This is a genomic window from Nisaea denitrificans DSM 18348 (genome assembly GCF_000426505.1).
Classification (GTDB): Bacteria; Pseudomonadota; Alphaproteobacteria; order Thalassobaculales; family Thalassobaculaceae; genus Nisaea; species Nisaea denitrificans.
On record NZ_KE384531.1, the window covers coordinates 168,604 to 184,578 of the forward strand.

General features: G+C 59.7%; 15 protein-coding genes. 6 read left to right on the forward strand and 9 right to left on the reverse strand.

Annotation, left to right across the window (positions count from 1 at the left end; genetic code table 11):
* Positions 1-71 precede the first annotated feature (71 nt).
* A complete protein-coding gene (pheS, locus tag K328_RS0117765) occupies positions 72-1,148 on the forward strand; it encodes a phenylalanine--tRNA ligase subunit alpha (RefSeq protein ID WP_028467120.1) in 1,077 nt (358 codons plus the stop codon).
* Positions 1,145-3,544, forward strand: coding sequence for a phenylalanine--tRNA ligase subunit beta (gene pheT, locus K328_RS0117770; RefSeq protein ID WP_028467121.1), 2,400 nt, complete (start codon positions 1,145-1,147; stop codon positions 3,542-3,544). The genes pheS and pheT overlap by 4 nt, the downstream gene beginning before the upstream one ends.
* 186 nt (positions 3,545-3,730) lie before the next feature.
* On the opposite strand, the gene K328_RS0117775 is transcribed toward pheT, so the two are convergent.
* The 5 genes from K328_RS0117775 to thrS all read right to left on the reverse strand — a co-directional run bounded on the left by K328_RS0117775 (position 3,731) and on the right by thrS (position 9,176).
* Positions 3,731-4,243, reverse strand: a complete 513-nt coding sequence (locus K328_RS0117775; RefSeq protein ID WP_028467122.1) for a hypothetical protein — start codon at positions 4,241-4,243, stop codon at positions 3,731-3,733.
* Between the two features lie 211 nt (positions 4,244-4,454).
* Positions 4,455-5,042, reverse strand: coding sequence for a hypothetical protein (locus K328_RS0117780; RefSeq protein WP_028467123.1), 588 nt, complete (start codon positions 5,040-5,042; stop codon positions 4,455-4,457).
* 424 nt (positions 5,043-5,466) lie between these two features.
* The gene (gene hemH / locus K328_RS0117785) at positions 5,467-6,504 is read right to left on the reverse strand and encodes a ferrochelatase (protein ID WP_028467124.1); all 1,038 of its coding nucleotides are present in this window, start codon (positions 6,502-6,504) and stop codon (positions 5,467-5,469) included.
* 162 nt (positions 6,505-6,666) lie between these two features.
* Positions 6,667-7,155 (reverse strand): translation initiation factor IF-3, encoded by a 489-nt coding sequence (gene infC, locus K328_RS0117790; protein WP_245577586.1) that lies wholly within the window; start codon positions 7,153-7,155, stop codon positions 6,667-6,669.
* A gap of 101 nt (positions 7,156-7,256) precedes the next feature.
* Positions 7,257-9,176 carry a threonine--tRNA ligase gene (gene thrS, locus K328_RS0117795; RefSeq protein WP_028467126.1) on the reverse strand — a complete coding sequence of 640 codons (1,920 nt, stop codon included), beginning with the start codon at positions 9,174-9,176 and terminating at the stop codon, positions 7,257-7,259.
* A 271-nt stretch (positions 9,177-9,447) separates the two neighbouring features.
* Here thrS and K328_RS0117800 point away from each other — a divergent pair, with 271 nt between their 5' ends.
* Positions 9,448-10,377, forward strand: a complete 930-nt coding sequence (locus K328_RS0117800) for an FkbM family methyltransferase (protein ID WP_028467127.1) — start codon at positions 9,448-9,450, stop codon at positions 10,375-10,377.
* On the opposite strand, the gene K328_RS24710 is transcribed toward K328_RS0117800, so the two are convergent.
* Together K328_RS24710 and K328_RS0117810 are read right to left on the reverse strand one after the other, a co-directional pair.
* Complete coding sequence (locus K328_RS24710) at positions 10,374-11,387, reverse strand: glycosyltransferase family 9 protein (protein WP_084608387.1); 1,014 nt, start codon at positions 11,385-11,387, stop codon at positions 10,374-10,376. The two genes, K328_RS0117800 and K328_RS24710, sit on opposite strands and share 4 nt — an antisense overlap.
* Complete coding sequence (locus tag K328_RS0117810; protein WP_028467128.1) at positions 11,377-12,546, reverse strand: glycosyltransferase family 4 protein; 1,170 nt, start codon at positions 12,544-12,546, stop codon at positions 11,377-11,379. The genes K328_RS24710 and K328_RS0117810 overlap by 11 nt, the downstream gene beginning before the upstream one ends.
* 111 nt (positions 12,547-12,657) lie before the next feature.
* On the opposite strand from K328_RS0117810, the gene K328_RS0117815 reads away from it, so the two are divergent.
* Both K328_RS0117815 and K328_RS24715 read left to right on the forward strand, forming a co-directional pair.
* Positions 12,658-13,440, forward strand: a complete 783-nt coding sequence (locus K328_RS0117815) for an alpha/beta fold hydrolase (RefSeq protein ID WP_028467129.1) — start codon at positions 12,658-12,660, stop codon at positions 13,438-13,440.
* A gap of 14 nt (positions 13,441-13,454) precedes the next feature.
* Entirely contained in the window at positions 13,455-14,192 is a 738-nt protein-coding gene (locus K328_RS24715) for a tetratricopeptide repeat protein (protein ID WP_051285074.1), read from the forward strand.
* Between the two features lie 102 nt (positions 14,193-14,294).
* Here the strand turns inward: K328_RS24715 and K328_RS0117825 are convergent, their stop codons facing one another.
* Together K328_RS0117825 and K328_RS0117830 are read right to left on the reverse strand one after the other, a co-directional pair.
* Complete coding sequence (locus tag K328_RS0117825; protein ID WP_156901461.1) at positions 14,295-14,600, reverse strand: helix-turn-helix domain-containing protein; 306 nt, start codon at positions 14,598-14,600, stop codon at positions 14,295-14,297.
* A gap of 277 nt (positions 14,601-14,877) precedes the next feature.
* Positions 14,878-15,264, reverse strand: coding sequence for a hypothetical protein (locus tag K328_RS0117830; protein WP_028467131.1), 387 nt, complete (start codon positions 15,262-15,264; stop codon positions 14,878-14,880).
* Between the two features lie 557 nt (positions 15,265-15,821).
* On the opposite strand from K328_RS0117830, the gene K328_RS27205 reads away from it, so the two are divergent.
* On the forward strand, positions 15,822-15,975 hold a 154-nt coding region (locus K328_RS27205), incomplete at its 3' end, for an SBBP repeat-containing protein (RefSeq protein WP_205620715.1).

The window sequence follows — 15,975 nt, forward strand, 5'->3', positions numbered from 1 at the left end:
AGCCGGGCCCCTTTTGCTTTAAGGAACCCGCGCTGGACCGGAACCGGCACCGATTTGGGGTGAAAAAGATCATGCAGGACGTTGAAACACTGAGAGCGGAACTTGCCGCCGCCGTTGATGGCGCGGGAGATCTTGCCGCACTCGAAGAGCTCCGTGTCGGCGCTCTTGGCAAGAAGGGCCGCATCACCGGCCTGATGAAGCAGCTCGGCGGTCTCGATCCGGAGCAGCGCAAGGAAGCCGGCCAGGCCCTGAACCGTCTGAAGGACGAGATCCAGGCGGCCATCGAGGCGCGCAAGACCGCGTTCGAGGATGCGGCGCTCGATACCCGGCTGCTGGCCGAGCGGATCGATGTCTCCCTGCCAGCCCGCCCCGAGGCGACCGGCCGGGTGCATCCGATCACCCAGACCATCGAAGAGCTGACCCAGATCTTCGCCGAGATGGGCTTCTCCGTCGCCGAAGGGCCGCATATCGAGAGCGATTACTACAACTTCACCGCGCTCAATATCCCGCCGGAGCATCCGGCCCGTCAGGAACTTGATACTTTCTACCTGCCGCCGGACGAGAGCGGCACGCCGCGCGTCCTGCGCACACATACCTCCCCGGTGCAGATCCGCACCATGGAGAAGAAGACCCCGCCGATCCGGATCATCTGCCCGGGTCGGACCTTCCGTTCGGACCATGACGCCACGCACTCCCCGATGTTCCATCAGGTCGAGGGGCTGGTGATCGACAAGGCCACCCATATGGGCCACCTGAAGGGCTGCCTGATCGATTTCTGCCGCGCCTTCTTCGGTGTCGACGATCTGCCGGTGCGCTTCCGGCCGTCTTATTTCCCGTTCACCGAGCCGTCGGCGGAGGTCGATATCGGCTGCACCCGCAAGGGCGGCGAGTTCAAGATCGGCGCCGGTGACGATTGGCTGGAAATCCTCGGTTGCGGCATGGTGCACCCGAAGGTGCTGGAATATTGCGGCATCGACTCGACCGAATATCAGGGCTTCGCCTTCGGTATGGGGATCGAGCGGATCGCCATGCTGAAATACGGCATTCCCGACCTGCGCCCGTTCTATGACAGCGACCTGCGCTGGCTGAAGCATTACGGCTTCATGCCCTTCGATGTTCCCAATCTGGCCGGAGGGCTCAACCGATGAAGTTCTCTCTGTCTTGGCTGAAAGAGCATCTCGAGACCGATGCCACGCTTGAGCAGATCTGCGACACCCTGCCGATGCTCGGGCTTGAGGTCGAGGAGCTGATCAATCCGGCTGAAAAGCTGTCGCCCTTCACCATCGCCCATGTCATTGAGGCGGTGCAGCATCCGAACGCGGACCGGCTGCGCGTCTGCAAGGTCGATACCGGCACGGAGACCATCCAGGTGGTCTGTGGTGCGCCGAACGCACGCACCGGCATGAAGGGCGTTTTCGCCCCGTCCGGTAGCCATGTTCCGGGCACCGGTGTTGACCTCAAGAAAGGCGTCATCCGTGGCGAGGAGAGCAACGGCATGCTCTGCTCCGAGCGCGAGCTGGGTCTGTCCGACGAGCATGACGGCATCATCGATCTGGCGGAAGATGCGCCGATCGGCATGTCCTACGCCGAATATGCCAAGCTGGACGATCCGGTGATCGACATCGCCATCACGCCGGACCGAGCGGACTGCCTCGGTGTGCGCGGTGTGGCGCGCGATCTGGCCGCTGCCGGTCTCGGTACCCTGAAGCCGCTCGATACGAGTGAAGTCAAAGGCACCTTCGCAAGCCCGATAGGCTGGGATGTGGACGTGCCGGAGCCGTCGCTGGTGCCCTATGTGGTCGGCCGCTATTTCAAGGGCGTGAAGAATGGCCCGAGCCCGAAATGGATGCAGGACCGACTCGTTGCCGTCGGCTTGCGCCCGATCTCCGCGCTGGTCGATATCACCAACTATATGATGCTTGATGTCGGCCGCCCGCTGCACGCCTATGACGCGGACAAGGTGTCGGGTGGCAAGATCCGAATCCGTCTTTCCAAGGCGGGGGAGAGCTATGAAGCGCTGAACGAGAAGACCTACACCTTCGAGGACGGCATGCTGGTGCTCGGCGACGAGCACGGCATCGACGACATGGCCGGCATCATGGGTGGTGAGCGGACCGGTTGCGGCGATGAGACCGTGAACATGTTCCTCGAGGTCGCGATTTTCGACCCGATCTCGGTCGCCATGACGGGCCGCAAGCTGAACGTGCTGAGCGATGCCCGCTACCGGTTCGAGCGCGGTCTCGATCCGACCGGCCCGACCTGGGGCGTGCATCTGGCCTCCAAGTTGGTGTTGGATATCTGCGGCGGCGAGGCGAGCGAGCTGGTCGTGCACGGTCAGGAAGAGAACTGGAAGCAAACCATCACGCTGCGCCATTCTCGGATCAAGGGCCTTGCCGGTATCGACGTGCCGGAAGAGCGGGCAAAGGATATCCTGACGAGGCTCGGTTTCGAGGTCTCCGGCAGCGGCGAGGCGATCAGCGCGGTCATGCCGCCTTGGCGCTATCGCGATGTCGAGGGCGAGGCCTGCCTGGTCGAGGAAATCATCCGGATCAACGGCTATGACGAGATCCCGGTGGTTTCCCTGGAAACCGGCCATGTCGTGCCGGAGCCGGCACTGAGCAAGACGCAGGTCCGTGAAGGCACGGCCAAGCGCCTGCTGGCGTCCCGGGGCATGATGGAGGCGGTCACCTTCTCCTTCCTGTCGCAGGACGAGGCGGAGCTCTTCGGCGGTGGCGCTGACGAGCTGAAGCTGGTGAACCCGATCTCCAGCGAGCTGGACGTGATGCGTCCCTCGATCCTGCCGAATCTGATCGCGGCGGCTGTCCGCGGCGGCAATATGGGGATCGGCGATGCGTCCCTGTTCGAGGTCGGCCCGCAATATGCGGACGCGACACCGAAGGGTCAGTCCACGGTGGTGGCGGCCCTGCGCGTCGGCCGAACAGGCCCGAAAGACTGGGCAGGCTCGACCCGCCCGGTCGATGCCTTCGATGCCAAGGCGGACGTTATGGCACTGCTGGAGGCTCTGGATGCGCCGGCGGGTAATCTGCAGGTCTCGACCGATGCGCCTTCCTGGTACCATCCGGGCCGCTCTGGCGCGCTGCGCCTTGGCCCGAACGTGCTGGCGACCTTCGGGGAGCTGCATCCCAAGGTGCTGAAGGCGATGGACCTGAAAGGCCCGGCTGTGGCTTTCGAGATTTTCCTCGCCAAGGTGCCGACACCGAAAGCCAAGGGCCCGGCCAAGCCGTTCCTGAAACTCTCCCCGTTCCAGCCGCTGACCCGCGACTTCGCCTTCGTGGTGGATAAGGACGTGCCGGCGGAAAAATTGGTCCGGGCGGCAACCGGTGCCGATAAGGCTCTGATTTCCGGCGTGCATCTGTTCGACGAATACCAGGGCAAGGGTCTGGAAGAGACGGAGAAATCCATTGCCCTCCAGGTCACCCTGCAACCGGTCGACGCGACCCTGACGGACGAGCAGATCGGCGAGGTCACCCGCAAGATCGTGGCCCAGGTCGAAAAGGCCACCGGCGGACGCATTCGCGGCTAAGGACAGCTTCCACTCAAACGCGAAAAGGCCGGGGTATGCCCGGCCTTTTTCTCTCCATTGTCATCCCGGCCGGAGAGCCGGGACCTATCTTTTCGTAAGGCAGAATGCCCGCCCACATGGATCCTGAATCACGTTCGGGATGACGGCGATGAGGGCAGGAACGGGATAGCGAGCTTTTGTTCGCCCCTACGCCTGGGCCAGCTCCGCGCCTGCCACGTCCTCCATAAGCATATCTCCCGGTTTTGCCCGCGTCGGGCCCTTCGCTTTGATGCCGCCGGAGTACAGTGCCGTTTCCAGCATGCGCTCGCATTTGCGTCGGAACTCTTCAGGGGCCTTGTACCGGATGGCGCCGGCCAGTTTTTCGCGGGCTTCCTTGATCTTCATCGCGCGCCGCTCGCTCTCGTCTTCCATGGCGGCTTCGATAGCAGCTCTGGAGGCGATCGAGGTCGCTTTCATGAAGGCGTGAAGCATTATGGCATCGACGGCACCGGTTGCCTCGTCGGTATAATCTTTCGGGAGCTTGGCGCTCTTGATGGCTTCCTTCAAGCATTTGGCAGACGCTTCGCAGCGGTCAGTGCGACCGCTTTCTGCCTGCTTCTTGATCTGGAAGAGAGCTCCGTTGACGGCGGGCGCCAACTCGTGGATCCGGCGGATTGCCGCTTCGTCCTCGATAATTCCGGTATTCGTCTGACCAAACATCGGCAGCCTCCAACTTTCTGTTGATGGTGCGTGGTTAATGATCTGTAAATATTAAAATGCTTTTTATGTAATTGCTATACAAAAATGCAATCCACACGGATTTATTGTGTTTGAGCGTGGGGACAGCGCGCCTGATGGCGCCAGCAAATGCAAACGCCGCCCTGTTGGGCGGCGTTTCTTATCCGGGTTCTGTCAGCGGTGCCAAACGGCGTTACGCTCCGACAGGCTTGGCGTAGGTCTTGAGCTTTTTGGTCTCCGGTTTTTTCGCCGGTGCCACCGCTGTCGGCGCAGTGTCGACAGGTTTGGCTCGGTTCTCAACCTTAGGGGCCGTGTCGCGAGGCTTGGCCTTGGTCGGCCCCTTCGCCTTGACTCCGCCTGAAAGCATGGCAACCTCAAGCATACGCTCGCATTGCTGTTTGAATTCCTGAGGAGCCTTGTTCTTCATGGCTCCGGACAGTTTTTCGCGCGCTTCCTTGATTTTGGCGGTACGCTTCTCACTGTCGTCGTTCTTGCCTGCATCGACAGCCTCTTTCGCAGCAAGCGCTGTTGCTTTCATGAAGGCTTGCAGCATCAGTCTATCGACGCCTTCCCGGACCTGCTTGGCGTAATCTTTGGGAAGTTTCGGATTTTTCAGAAATTCGGTGAGACGCTTTGCCGATGCCTCACAGCGGTCGGTGAGGGCGGCATCCGCCTGCTTCTTCATCTGAACAAGAGCTGCTTCGATCGACTGCTTCATCGCTTCGATGCGGCGTTCTTCAGCTTCCTCGTTGGCGCTCTTTTCTTTACCGAACCCGAACATTGGCGTTTCCTGTCCTCACTTAACGGAGGATCTCTCAGTTATCCCTATTCATAATAGTGTAAAATTCGAAACTATCCATAAAAAAGAAGTTCGAATACTTGAGGTTTTTTCAATATTTTTTATTGGATTTGATGTTTTTGTTTTTCATGTATCTGATGATTCGCTGATTGTTCGAGTGTTTCAGCGTGAGTAGAAAATAAGCGAAAAAATTCAACTTAAGTATTACCAAGGTTAACGAATCGGTTGATGCGATCCTGGCGGCATGCTGGTCGGAGTGGGCGCATTTACGACTTGGATGCAGAAGAACCGGGCGCACATCCACTCCCGCAGGTGCCGGAAGCCTCGGGGGGCGTTAACATCGACAGACCGTGGCTTTGGCGTAACTGTCGTTTTTTGCGTATCCGGAGAGAACGGATGAAAGGGTTTAAACCCAGCCCATCAGTTCCCGTTCGACCACGGCTCCAATCGCCTTCATGCCATCATCACTATCGTTCAGGCACGGGATGTAGGTGAAATTCTCTCCGCCCGCTTCCGCGAAAGTCTCGCGAATGCCGATATTGATTTCCTCCAGCGTCTCGACGCAATCGGAGGAGAAGCCGGGGCAAATGATAGCGAGGTTCTTTACGCCTTTTGCAGGGAGCCCTTCGACCGTGTCCTGAAGATACGGTTTCAGCCACTCTTCCTTGCCGAAGCGGGACTGGAAGGCGACCATCATCTTGTCGTCTCCCCAGCCAAGCTTCTCGCGCACCAGCCGCGTGGTCTTGAAGCAATGGCAATGATAGGGATCGCCGTTCAGGAAGTAGCGTTCCGGCAGGCCGTGATAAGAGGTGATGAGGAGGTCGGGCGTCCAGTCGAGGCCTTTCAAGTGCATATCGATGGAGTTGGCGAGACCCTCGATATAGGCAGGCTCGTCATGATAGGCGGGGGCGGTACGGACTGCGGGTTGCCAGCGCAATTTCATCAGCGCTTCGAAGCTTTTGTCATAGGCAGTCGCTGTCGTGCTTGCGGCATATTGCGGGTAGAGTGCGACCAGCAGGATGCGCTCGCATCCCTTGTCCTTCAGCTCGCGGATCTTGCTTTCGGTGCTCGGGTTGCCGTAGCGCATGCCCCAGTCGACAATGATATTCGGATGCTTCGCCGACAGCGTGGCTGCCAGCTTCTCCGACTGGTTACGCGTGTAGAGGCGCAGCGGGGACTCGTCTGTTTCCTTGACCCAGATCTGCTCGTAGGCGTGGCCGGTCTTGGAAGGGCGTGTGGGCAGGATAAACAGGTTGAGGATCAGCTTCCACAGCAGCGGGTTCACCTCGATGACCCGCTCGTCCGAGAGAAATTCCTTCAGATAGCGCCTGATCGACCAATAGTCCGTCGCGTCCGGCGTGCCGAGATTGAGCAGCAGAACGCCGATCTTTTCGTCTGGCAGGGCGGGATGGTCGGAAGGCAGCTGTCTGGGGGCGAGGGCCATGAAGCGGTCCATTGGTTATACTTGGAACGGTTCCAACATAGGACGCTTGGCGTCGGAAACCAGTCCCGTCTGATCCCGAAAATGCCAAGGCCCCGCCAGAGCGGGGCCATCGGACCATATGGGCGACGGAATGTCGCGGCGCAGAAGAGACTGTGCCGGTGGTTAGCGGGGCGCGATAACCATGATCATCTGCCGGCCTTCCATCTTCGGATATGACTCGACCTTCGCCGCTTCTTCCATCTCGTCGCGGACCCTGTTCAGCACGTTCATGCCGAGGTCCTGATGCGCCATTTCACGGCCACGGAAACGTAGGGTGACCTTCACCTTGTCCCCTTCGGCGATGAATTTGCGAACGTTCTTCATCTTCACTTCGAAATCATGATCGTCGATATTCGGACGCAGCTTGATTTCTTTGATCTCGATGATCTTCTGTTTCTTCTTGGCTTCGTTCTTTTTCTTCTGAGCCTCGTACTTGAATTTACCGTAATCGAGGATCTTACAGACGGGCGGGTCCGCATTCGGGGACACTTCGACCAGATCGAGGCCAAATTCTTCAGCTTTTAGAATGCCTTCGCGAACAGTCAGTACGCCGAGCATTTCCCCGTCGGGATCAATGCAGCGGACTCGTTCTACGAGAATGTCGCGGTTCACCCGCGGGCCATCCTTGGCCGGCGGTTGATTGAATGGTGGTCTGGCGATCTATCGCCTCCTTCGTTATCTGTTTCTGTTGTGTGGGGAGGTGCTGACCCGGATCAGAGGTGATCCGGAGCCAGAGCCTCTTCTTTAAGTCTAGTAATGGCGTCGTTGAGTGCAAGCACTTCTTGCGCTTTTCCGCCGAGTCGCCGCAGCGCGACCTTGCCTTCTTCCGCCTCGCGACGGCCGACGACGAGGATTGCCGGGATCTTGGCCTCGCTGTGTTCTCGGATCTTGTAGTTGATTTTCTCGTTCCGTCGATCCATCGCAACCCGCAATCCGGCGGCCTTTGCGGCGGCCATCACCTCAGCCGCATAATCGTCCGCATCGTTGGTGATGGTGGCGACCACGGCCTGGACCGGTGCGAGCCAGAGCGGGAAGCGGCCGGCATATTGTTCGATCAGGATGCCGATCCAGCGCTCCATCGAGCCGAAGATGGCCCGGTGCAGCATGACAGGACGCTTGCGGTTGCTGTCCTCGTCGATATAGGAGGCGTCGAGCCGCTCCGGCAGGACGAAATCGACCTGCAGGGTGCCGCACTGCCAGTCCCGGCCGATCGCGTCGGTCAGCACGAATTCCAGCTTCGGGCCGTAGAAGGCGCCTTCACCGGGGTTCAGCGTGGTATCGAGGCCGGCCGCATCACAGGCATCGCTCAGCGACTTCTCGGCCTTGTCCCAGATCGCATCTTCACCGGCGCGGACTTCCGGGCGGTCGGAGAATTTTACCCGCACGTCGGTAAAGCCGAAATCCTTGTAGACCGCCGACAGCAGCTCGCAGAACTTCACGCTTTCTTCGGTGATCTGCTCTTCGGTGCAGAAAATGTGGGCATCGTCCTGAGTGAAGGCGCGCACCCGCATGATGCCGTGCAGCGCACCGGATGGCTCGTTTCGGTGGCAGGAGCCATATTCGGAAAGCCGCAGCGGCAGGTCCCGATAGCTCTTCAGGCCTTGCTTGAAGATCTGCACATGGCCCGGGCAGTTCATCGGCTTCAGGGCGAGCACCTTGTCGTCCTCGGCATTGGCCGTGAACATGTTCTCGCGGAACTTTTCCCAGTGACCGGAGGCTTCCCAGAGGGAACGGTCGATCAGCTGCGGGGTCTTCACCTCCTGATAACCGGCACGGTCGAGCTTCCGGCGGAGATGGTTCTCGATCTGCCGGTAAAGCGTCCAGCCCTGCGGATGCCAGAACACGGAGCCGACGGCCTCTTCCTGAATATGGAACAGGTCCAGCTCACGGCCGAGGCGGCGGTGGTCGCGCTTTTCGGCTTCCTCAAGCATGTGCAGATAGGCGTCGAGCTGCTTCTGATCCGGCCACGCCGTACCATAGATGCGCTGCAGCTGCGGCCGGTTGCTGTCGCCGCGCCAGTAGGCACCGGCGACGTTCATCAGCTTGAAGGCATGGCCGGTATATTTGGTCGACGGCATATGCGGGCCGCGGCAGAGATCGAGGAACTCGCCCTGGCGGTAGAAACTGATGGTCTCGCCAGACGGAATGGTCTCGACCAGCTCGACCTTGAACGGCTCATGCACCTTCTTGTAATGCAGGACCGCTTCGTCCCGGTCCCATTCCTCACGGGTAATGGTCTCGTCCCGGTCGACGATCTCGTGCATCCGCTTTTCGATCTTTTCCAGATCGTCCGGGGTGAAATGCTCTTCCCGGAAGAAATCGTAATAGAACCCGTTCTCGATGGAGGGGCCGATGGTGACCTGGGTCTCGGGATACAGCTCCAGCACGGCTTCGGCCATGATGTGGGCGCAGTCGTGCCGGATCAGCTCAAGCGCTTCCTGGTCTTTCTTGGTGACAAGCGCGACCTGGCTGTCTTCGGCAATAGGCAGGCTGAGATCGCTCAGCGCACCGTTGATGCGGACCGCGATCGCAGCTTTGGCGAGGCCGGGACCGATATCGGCGGCGATTTCCGCGCCGGAAACGGCGGCATCGAAGGAACGGACGGAGCCGTCGGGAAGTGTAATGGCAGGCATGATGTGGGACCCTTTTGAGGGGTGTTTTCGTGGCAAATTTTTCGCAAGGCCTTGGGACGGGAGCGTCCCCGATCCGTATGCCGTCTCGGCCGGCCAGGCCGAAACGGCTAACTAGTCACGATTGTCTGGGTCGGATGCCACATGGGTCCGTAAAATTTGCCGTTGCGCATGGATGGCTATGTAGCGCCGGAATGGCTCTGCCGCAAGGAAAGACTGGTAAAGTGCAACTTAGACCGGCATGGGGTGTGGTTCGTTGTGTCCGGCGGGCTTCATGTCCATAGGACAGAACAGTTATTGGTTCGTTTTCTCATTTGCGGCGAAATTGATGTCCTACTCCGAGCCGAACTTCGACAATTGTATGTGTACAGAAACCCGTGTTGGGCGTGTCGTTTTCCCTGCGAACGATGTTTATCTCTACCGTGCACTTGCAGAATGCGGCGACTATTGTTTCGGAGAAATGCAAGTGTACGAACGGCTTATCAAGCCGGGTATGACCGTCCTCGACGTTGGCGCGAATATCGGGCTGATGAGTTTGCTGATGTCTGGCCTTGTAGGAGAGGCGGGGGTTGTACACGCCTTCGAGCCCAGTAAGTTCGCCAATGGCTTATTGCGCCATAACGTTGAGTTCAATGGATGCGACAATCTGAAAGTACGCCGCGCGGCAGTGTCCGACGCAGTTGGAACGACACTCTTCGCCAATCCTGACCCGGCATCGATCTCCAGCTTCAATTATGGTGTCTTGTCCCTCGGCCATGCGATCGAGGCACGAGCAGGAAGTAATGTCCCGACTGATATCATCACTGTCGATTCCTTGGACTTGGACGATTGTGGATTCATCAAGGTTGACGTCGAAGGTTTCGAAGCTGCTGTTATAAGAGGAGCACTTCGGACCATTGACCGGTGTCAGCCTTGTCTTAGTCTGGAAATCGGTAACTCCGAGGATGATATTTCCTGGGTGTCGACCTTGAAGGAGCGTGGCTACAGGATCTTTGCGATCAAGGCGTTCATATACACATGGCCAAACTTCAAGGCGCGCAAGATCGATGATCTACCCAACGCAGTCTGCGCGAGCGCCATCGCCGTTCCGCCCGGCATAAATCAGATGGAGGTTCTCGGGTCGATTTATCGACAAGAGATTCTTGATGAAGAGAATCTTGCGACCATCAATGCAGGCTTCAAAAAGGATCTTCCAGGCGCCTAGCCGTGTAATAAATCCGATGCCTCACGATGACCGGCGGGATCCTCGCGGAGGACTGATTTTGCGGTGTTCCAGACACATTCGACCGTGAGGCCATCCAGGTTTTCCTCTATCAGAAGAGCGACATTGTCTCCGCGCGGAGCCGCTTTGTCTGGAAAGCTTTTTGTCGAGAAGATAGCAACGGTCGGGCAGCCGGAGAGAGCGGCTATATGCATCGGTCCAGTGTCGTTGCCGATAGCCAGGCGGGCCGCCCGGGCGAGTGCCGGGATATCGTAGAGTGTCGTTTCCCCCGATAGATCCCGTGCCTGTGGGCAGGCTCCGCGGATTATCCGGATGGCATCTTCGTCCTCTTTGCCGCCGATCAGAACGGGTGTGATCCCGGTCGCTGACAAGCGGCCAGCGATCTCACCATATGATGTCGCCGGCCAGCGCTTTATCGCCATTTTCAGGGACGATCCCGGGATCAGCAATGCGATGGGGGCGGGCAGATCGAACCGACGGATGTCACTGTCCATAAAGGCAAGGTCAGACGGTCGGACATCCTTGATCCCGACTATTTCGAGCTGGGTACGTTGCCGGTCCTGGGTGTGGGTCAGGGTCGGGCGTTTGTAGTGGTGATAGTGGCTGCACCCGGGGACGATGCCGGACCATTCGGGTTTCGGGCCCGGCCAGAACAGCCGGTAATAAAAACTGGTCCGGTCCGATGTCTGCAGGTCGTACACCCGATCGAATGCCGCGCCGGTCAGTCTGGCGCGCAGGGCGAGCACGCCCGGCAGATTGAAGAGTTTGGGTTCGTTGTCGCTCCAGACCTTGTCGAACAATCCGCTGCGTTCGCCGAGCTCGACATAGGCGGGGCGCGTCAGCAGGGTGATCTCCGCATTCGGGTGATGGCGGCGGATTGCCTGCATCGGGCCGAGTGCATAGATGAAATCGCCAAGCGCGCCGAGCTTGATGACCAGAATGCGCGGGTGGCTTCGGCCAGGCCCGGATGGGTTTGTCGACTTATCCGGCATTGGGCGAGAGCGGCAGGACTTCTTCATAGACGGAGAGGGTACGGGCGCACATGTCGCTGGTCGTATAATTCTCACGGACATGGGCGACGGCTGTCTCGGTCACCACCGCGCGCTGCTCTGCCGTCAGGGCCAGCGCTGCACGAATGCCTTCCGCGAGTGCTTCGGCATCGTTCGGTTTGACCAGAAAGCCTGTTTTGCCCGGAATCACGGATTCCCGAGCGCCGCCGTGATCTGTCGCGACAATCGGGCGGCCCATGGCCTGGGCTTCGATCATCACCCGGCCAAACGGTTCGGGGTCGATGGAGGCGGAGACCACGACATCAGCAATCTGGTAGACGCACGGCATATCCACCACAGAACCGGTGAACATCACCGACGCGCTGAGTCCGGCTTTGGCGATCTTCTCTTCAAGTTCCGCCTTGTAGTTTTCTTTGCCCTCGTAAGACCCGGCCATGATGCAGTGGACCGGCTGGTCGCCCAGCTTTGTCAGAGCCTCGATCAGGACATCGTGCCCTTTCCAGCGTGTGATCCGCCCCGGCATGACGATCACAGGCACACCGTCCGGCAAACGCCATTCGCGGCTGAGCTTGATCATCCGCTCGGCGGAAACAGCATCCGGATTGAACAGGTCGATATTTACCCCGCGCGGGATGATCCGCAGCTTGTCGCTGCCGGTACCGAAGCGCGTTTCGATCTCGTGGGCCACGAAATGCGAGATGGCAATCACCCGGTCGCCCCGCACCATTACCGAGTTATAGAGTTTCTTCAGCGGGTTGGTGTCCGGAAAGCGGCCATGAAACGTGGTGACGAACGGCACTTTGTTCTTGCGGGCGGCGCGCCAGGCGATCCAGGCTGGCATGCGCGAGCGGGCGTGCACGATGTCGACATTTTCCTGATGGATGACATCGACCAGCCAGTCGAAATTCTGCCGCCAGCTCAGCGGGTTCTTGGAGCCGAGCGGATGTTGGATATGACGGGCGCCGACTCGTGTCAGGTCGTGCACCATCGGCCCGCCGGCGGAAATAACCAGGGCGTCCCAGCCCGCTTCAACAAGCGCCCGCGCGACATCAATCGTACCTCGTTCCACTCCGCCGGACACCAGGGCGGGAAGAATCTGAAGAACGACCGGCTTCTTGTCTTCCGGCGGTCGGCGGAACATATCGTAATCGCCGCTCGATTGGCGGAGGTTCGGTATGTTAGGCCTCATGGAGGGGCCGTCGTTCACCGGCGTTCCAAGCATGTTGTTTTCATTGTCATGAAGTTTACCACAATGACCGAGCAAACCCAGCAGTCGCCGGATCCCGCACCCCTCTATCTCGAAAAGCCGGACGGCGCACGTCTCGCTTATCACAAACTGGACGGACGCGGACCCACAATTGTCTTTCTTGGCGGCTTCATGTCGGACATGACGGGTACAAAGGCATTGACGCTTGAGGCTCTGGCGCGTGAACGCGGCCAGGCGTTTCTTCGGCTGGATTATCAGGGGCATGGCCAGTCCTCGGGAAAATTCGAGGATGGCTCTATCGGGATCTGGCTTTCCGACGCGCTCACTCTGATCGACCGGGTCACGGACGGCCCGCTGGTTCTCGTCGGCTCCTCCATGGGCGGGTGGATCATGCTGCAGGCAGCCCTGCAACGGCCGGAGCGGCTTGCAGGTCTGGTCGGCATTGCCGCCGCGCCGGACTTCACCGAGGATCTGATGTGGGCGACATTCTCCGACGAGATCAAACAGACGCTGCAGCGCGACGGTGTCTATTACGAACCTTCGGAATATAGCGACGAGCCCTACACCATCACCATGAAGCTGATCGAGGATGGCCGCGACCATCTGGTCATGCGGGAGAAGATGCCGATCACCGGCCCTGTACGTTTGCTGCATGGCATGCGCGACGAATCGGTGCCGTACGAGCTTTCGCTGCGCATTGCCGAGAATGTCGAGAGCGAAGACGTTCAGATCCGCTTCGTGAAGGACGGCGATCACCGGCTTTCGACCGATCGCGATCTCGAGATTTTGTCCCAGACCGTGGCTGCGCTGTGCGACGCGGGGGGCTGAGCCTCGCGGGCATAGTGCTCGCCGGAAGCGCGTTTCTCGTCACGATCCTTCCGGCTGCCGCAGCCGAGATCGATCACCAGCAGGAATATCAGGCCTGCATGGCGCTCACCCAAGAGCGGCCGCAGGAGGCCTATAGCAGCGGCCTTGCCTGGTACAAGCAGGGGGGCGGTATTCCGGCGCGGCACTGTCTTGCGGTGGCCCTGTTGCAGTTGCATCAGTATGACGAGGCGGCGTCGCGGCTGGAGCGTCTGGCGACCGATCTTGGAACGGCGCGCACGGCCCTGCTGGGCGGTATCCTGATGCAGGCGGGGCAAGCCTGGTATCTCGCCGGACGGCCTGACAGGGCGTTCAAGCTGCAAAGCAGACTGCTGGATCTCGCGCCAAGTGACCCGGAGCTCTGGGTTGACCGTGCCGTCACGCTGATGGAGCTGGAAAAATACGATGCCGCTCTCGCCGATCTGGACGAAGCGGTCAGGTGGAACCCACAACTGGTGGAAGCCCATATCTACCGGGCGGTGACGCTGCGCCAACTGGACCGTCTGGAGGATGCTGCAAGAGAGGTCGACATCGTTCTGGAGCTTGCGCCGTTCAATCCGGATGCGCTGCTTGAACGGGGAATCCTCCGCCAGTATCAGGGCGATCTGGATGGTGCGCGCGGTGACTGGTTGCAGGTCATCAGGCTTGCACCCGACTCGCGAGCCGCAGCTGCTGCGCGCGGGCGTATAGAGGAAATGGACGTGATCGTCCGCTAGGAAGGCGGAGCGGCGCGGTTGTTTGTCACACAGAGAGATGGTGGAGCCAGCGCTCGTAACGGCGATCCGGCCCCTGCTGGCCGCTTCGGGAGACACCGTCGCTCAGGCCTGCCTGACGCACGTCCCGCCGGGCATCCCGTAGCGGGTCCGGAAGGCGCGGGCGAAGGCGGCATCGCTAGTATCGCCGGCGTCGAGCAGGACATCGTAGATGGAGCGGTGACGCGCGTTTTGGTCCCCCAGGGCCAGCAGCGCCTTCCGGAGACGGCGTTCGTGGACATAGCTCGCCACCCCGCCGAGTCCTTCAAACAGCTTGTAGAGCTTGGTGCGGGACACGTGCACATGTTTCGCAATCCAGTCCGCACTGGAAAGGTTCTGCTTTATAAGCCGGCGCACCATTTTCATCTGCACGAGCGCAACGCCGTTTTGCTGATCCAGCTGGTCGGAGGCCGCAGCGTTGAGGCAGCCCGACGGTCGCCGGCGCGACCTCCATCGCCTGCCGCGCCGTCATCTGCGTCGAGAGGCGCTTGAGGGCGAGCATGTGGTCCCGGAGAAGTTGCACCATCGGTTCGTTCCCTGACAGGATACGCAGGTGCTGGTTGTCCGGTGACTTGACCTGGTCCTCCAGCATGGCCCGGGGGATGATCAGGGACAGGTTGGTGAACCTCTCCGAATGACTGCTCACTTCCTATGTCAGGTCGAATACGAGCAACGAGTTTTCCGGCAGCTCGAACTCGCCCTGTCTGGTGCCCCTGTTGAGACGGCCCTGCTCGTAGAGCTGGACCATGTAGTGGTCCACGCCGTCGCGTCCCACGAGCGCCGGGCTGCGCGACCATTTCTGGTTCTGGCTCTTTGTGCGGGCCAGCATGAGCGGGCCGAACATGCTGGCGTCGACTTCGGCCTGGAAGTCGTCGCGCTGTTCTTGGCGGTGGGCTTCGACTTCGAAGATGCAGGAAATGCTCGACTGCCAGAGATCGTACCGCTCCTTTTCCCTGGTCTCGGCGACGTTGAAGACGGCATGCGGTACAGAGCTGGCGGCGTCCGCATTCGCGAGTTCGGAAATGCAAGCGCTCATAGTTTTCCCCATCCGTCCTTCATTTCCTCAATCTTCCCCGATTTCAACTCAAGGAGTTTTAATTAATTTTCCCGGTATTTTTTAGGAAGGCCGGATCGCAATCAACTGCCCAGAGCGCTCCGTGCGGAAAAACTGCGGGCGCAGCGGATTGCGGCGTCTTGCGAAAGTGCGAGAATTCGTGTGTGCGGAACATTTTTTCTTAAATAAAGGCCTTCTGAGTCGGTCTTTCCGGACACACGGCGAAGAATTCCGGACGTCCGGAACGGTATCCGTTCGGATGTGCCCCTATGTTTTTCCAAACTCGTGAGGGACTGAAGCGGCACAAGAGCCACGCCTGCGGCAACGGCAACATTTGTTCTCTTCATCGATCCGGCGGTCAGCATGTTCGCATCAAGGCCCGCCGGGTGATGGCATCCCGCTGGGGGAAGTCGCGGCCGCGCTTTGCGGAAACGGAATCCGTACCGGCTCGCAATTTTGGCGGCGGGCAGTTTCGGCACGCCAGAACTGCCCGGGTGGCGGGTTGAACTGTCGTCATGTGAATGGAGTGAGGGTCTACGATGCAATTTGCGCTTGGGATAGGTGGTTCAAGTTCAGACAACGGCAATTCGATCGCGGTCGACAGTAGCGGCAACAGCTATGTCACGGGGCAGTTCCAGGGAACAGCGGATTTCGATCCCGGCTCCGGGACTGCAAACCTGACCAGCGTCGGCA

Bases quoted from the DNA above. Each gene is read 5' to 3' on its own strand.
- pheS (WP_028467120.1), top strand. From the start codon at position 72: ATGCAGGACGTTGAAACACTGAGAGCGGAACTTGCCGCCGCCGTTGAT.
- pheT (WP_028467121.1), top strand. From the start codon at position 1,145: ATGAAGTTCTCTCTGTCTTGGCTGAAAGAGCATCTCGAGACCGATGCC.
- K328_RS0117775 (WP_028467122.1), bottom strand. From the start codon at position 4,243: ATGTTTGGTCAGACGAATACCGGAATTATCGAGGACGAAGCGGCAATC.
- K328_RS0117780 (WP_028467123.1), bottom strand. From the start codon at position 5,042: ATGTTCGGGTTCGGTAAAGAAAAGAGCGCCAACGAGGAAGCTGAAGAA.
- hemH (WP_028467124.1), bottom strand. From the start codon at position 6,504: ATGGCCCTCGCCCCCAGACAGCTGCCTTCCGACCATCCCGCCCTGCCA.
- thrS (WP_028467126.1), bottom strand. From the start codon at position 9,176: ATGCCTGCCATTACACTTCCCGACGGCTCCGTCCGTTCCTTCGATGCC.
- K328_RS0117800 (WP_028467127.1), top strand. From the start codon at position 9,448: ATGTCCATAGGACAGAACAGTTATTGGTTCGTTTTCTCATTTGCGGCG.
- K328_RS24710 (WP_084608387.1), bottom strand. From the start codon at position 11,387: ATGCCGGATAAGTCGACAAACCCATCCGGGCCTGGCCGAAGCCACCCG.
- K328_RS0117810 (WP_028467128.1), bottom strand. From the start codon at position 12,546: ATGTTCCGCCGACCGCCGGAAGACAAGAAGCCGGTCGTTCTTCAGATT.
- K328_RS0117815 (WP_028467129.1), top strand. From the start codon at position 12,658: ATGACCGAGCAAACCCAGCAGTCGCCGGATCCCGCACCCCTCTATCTC.
- K328_RS0117830 (WP_028467131.1), bottom strand. From the start codon at position 15,264: ATGAGCGCTTGCATTTCCGAACTCGCGAATGCGGACGCCGCCAGCTCT.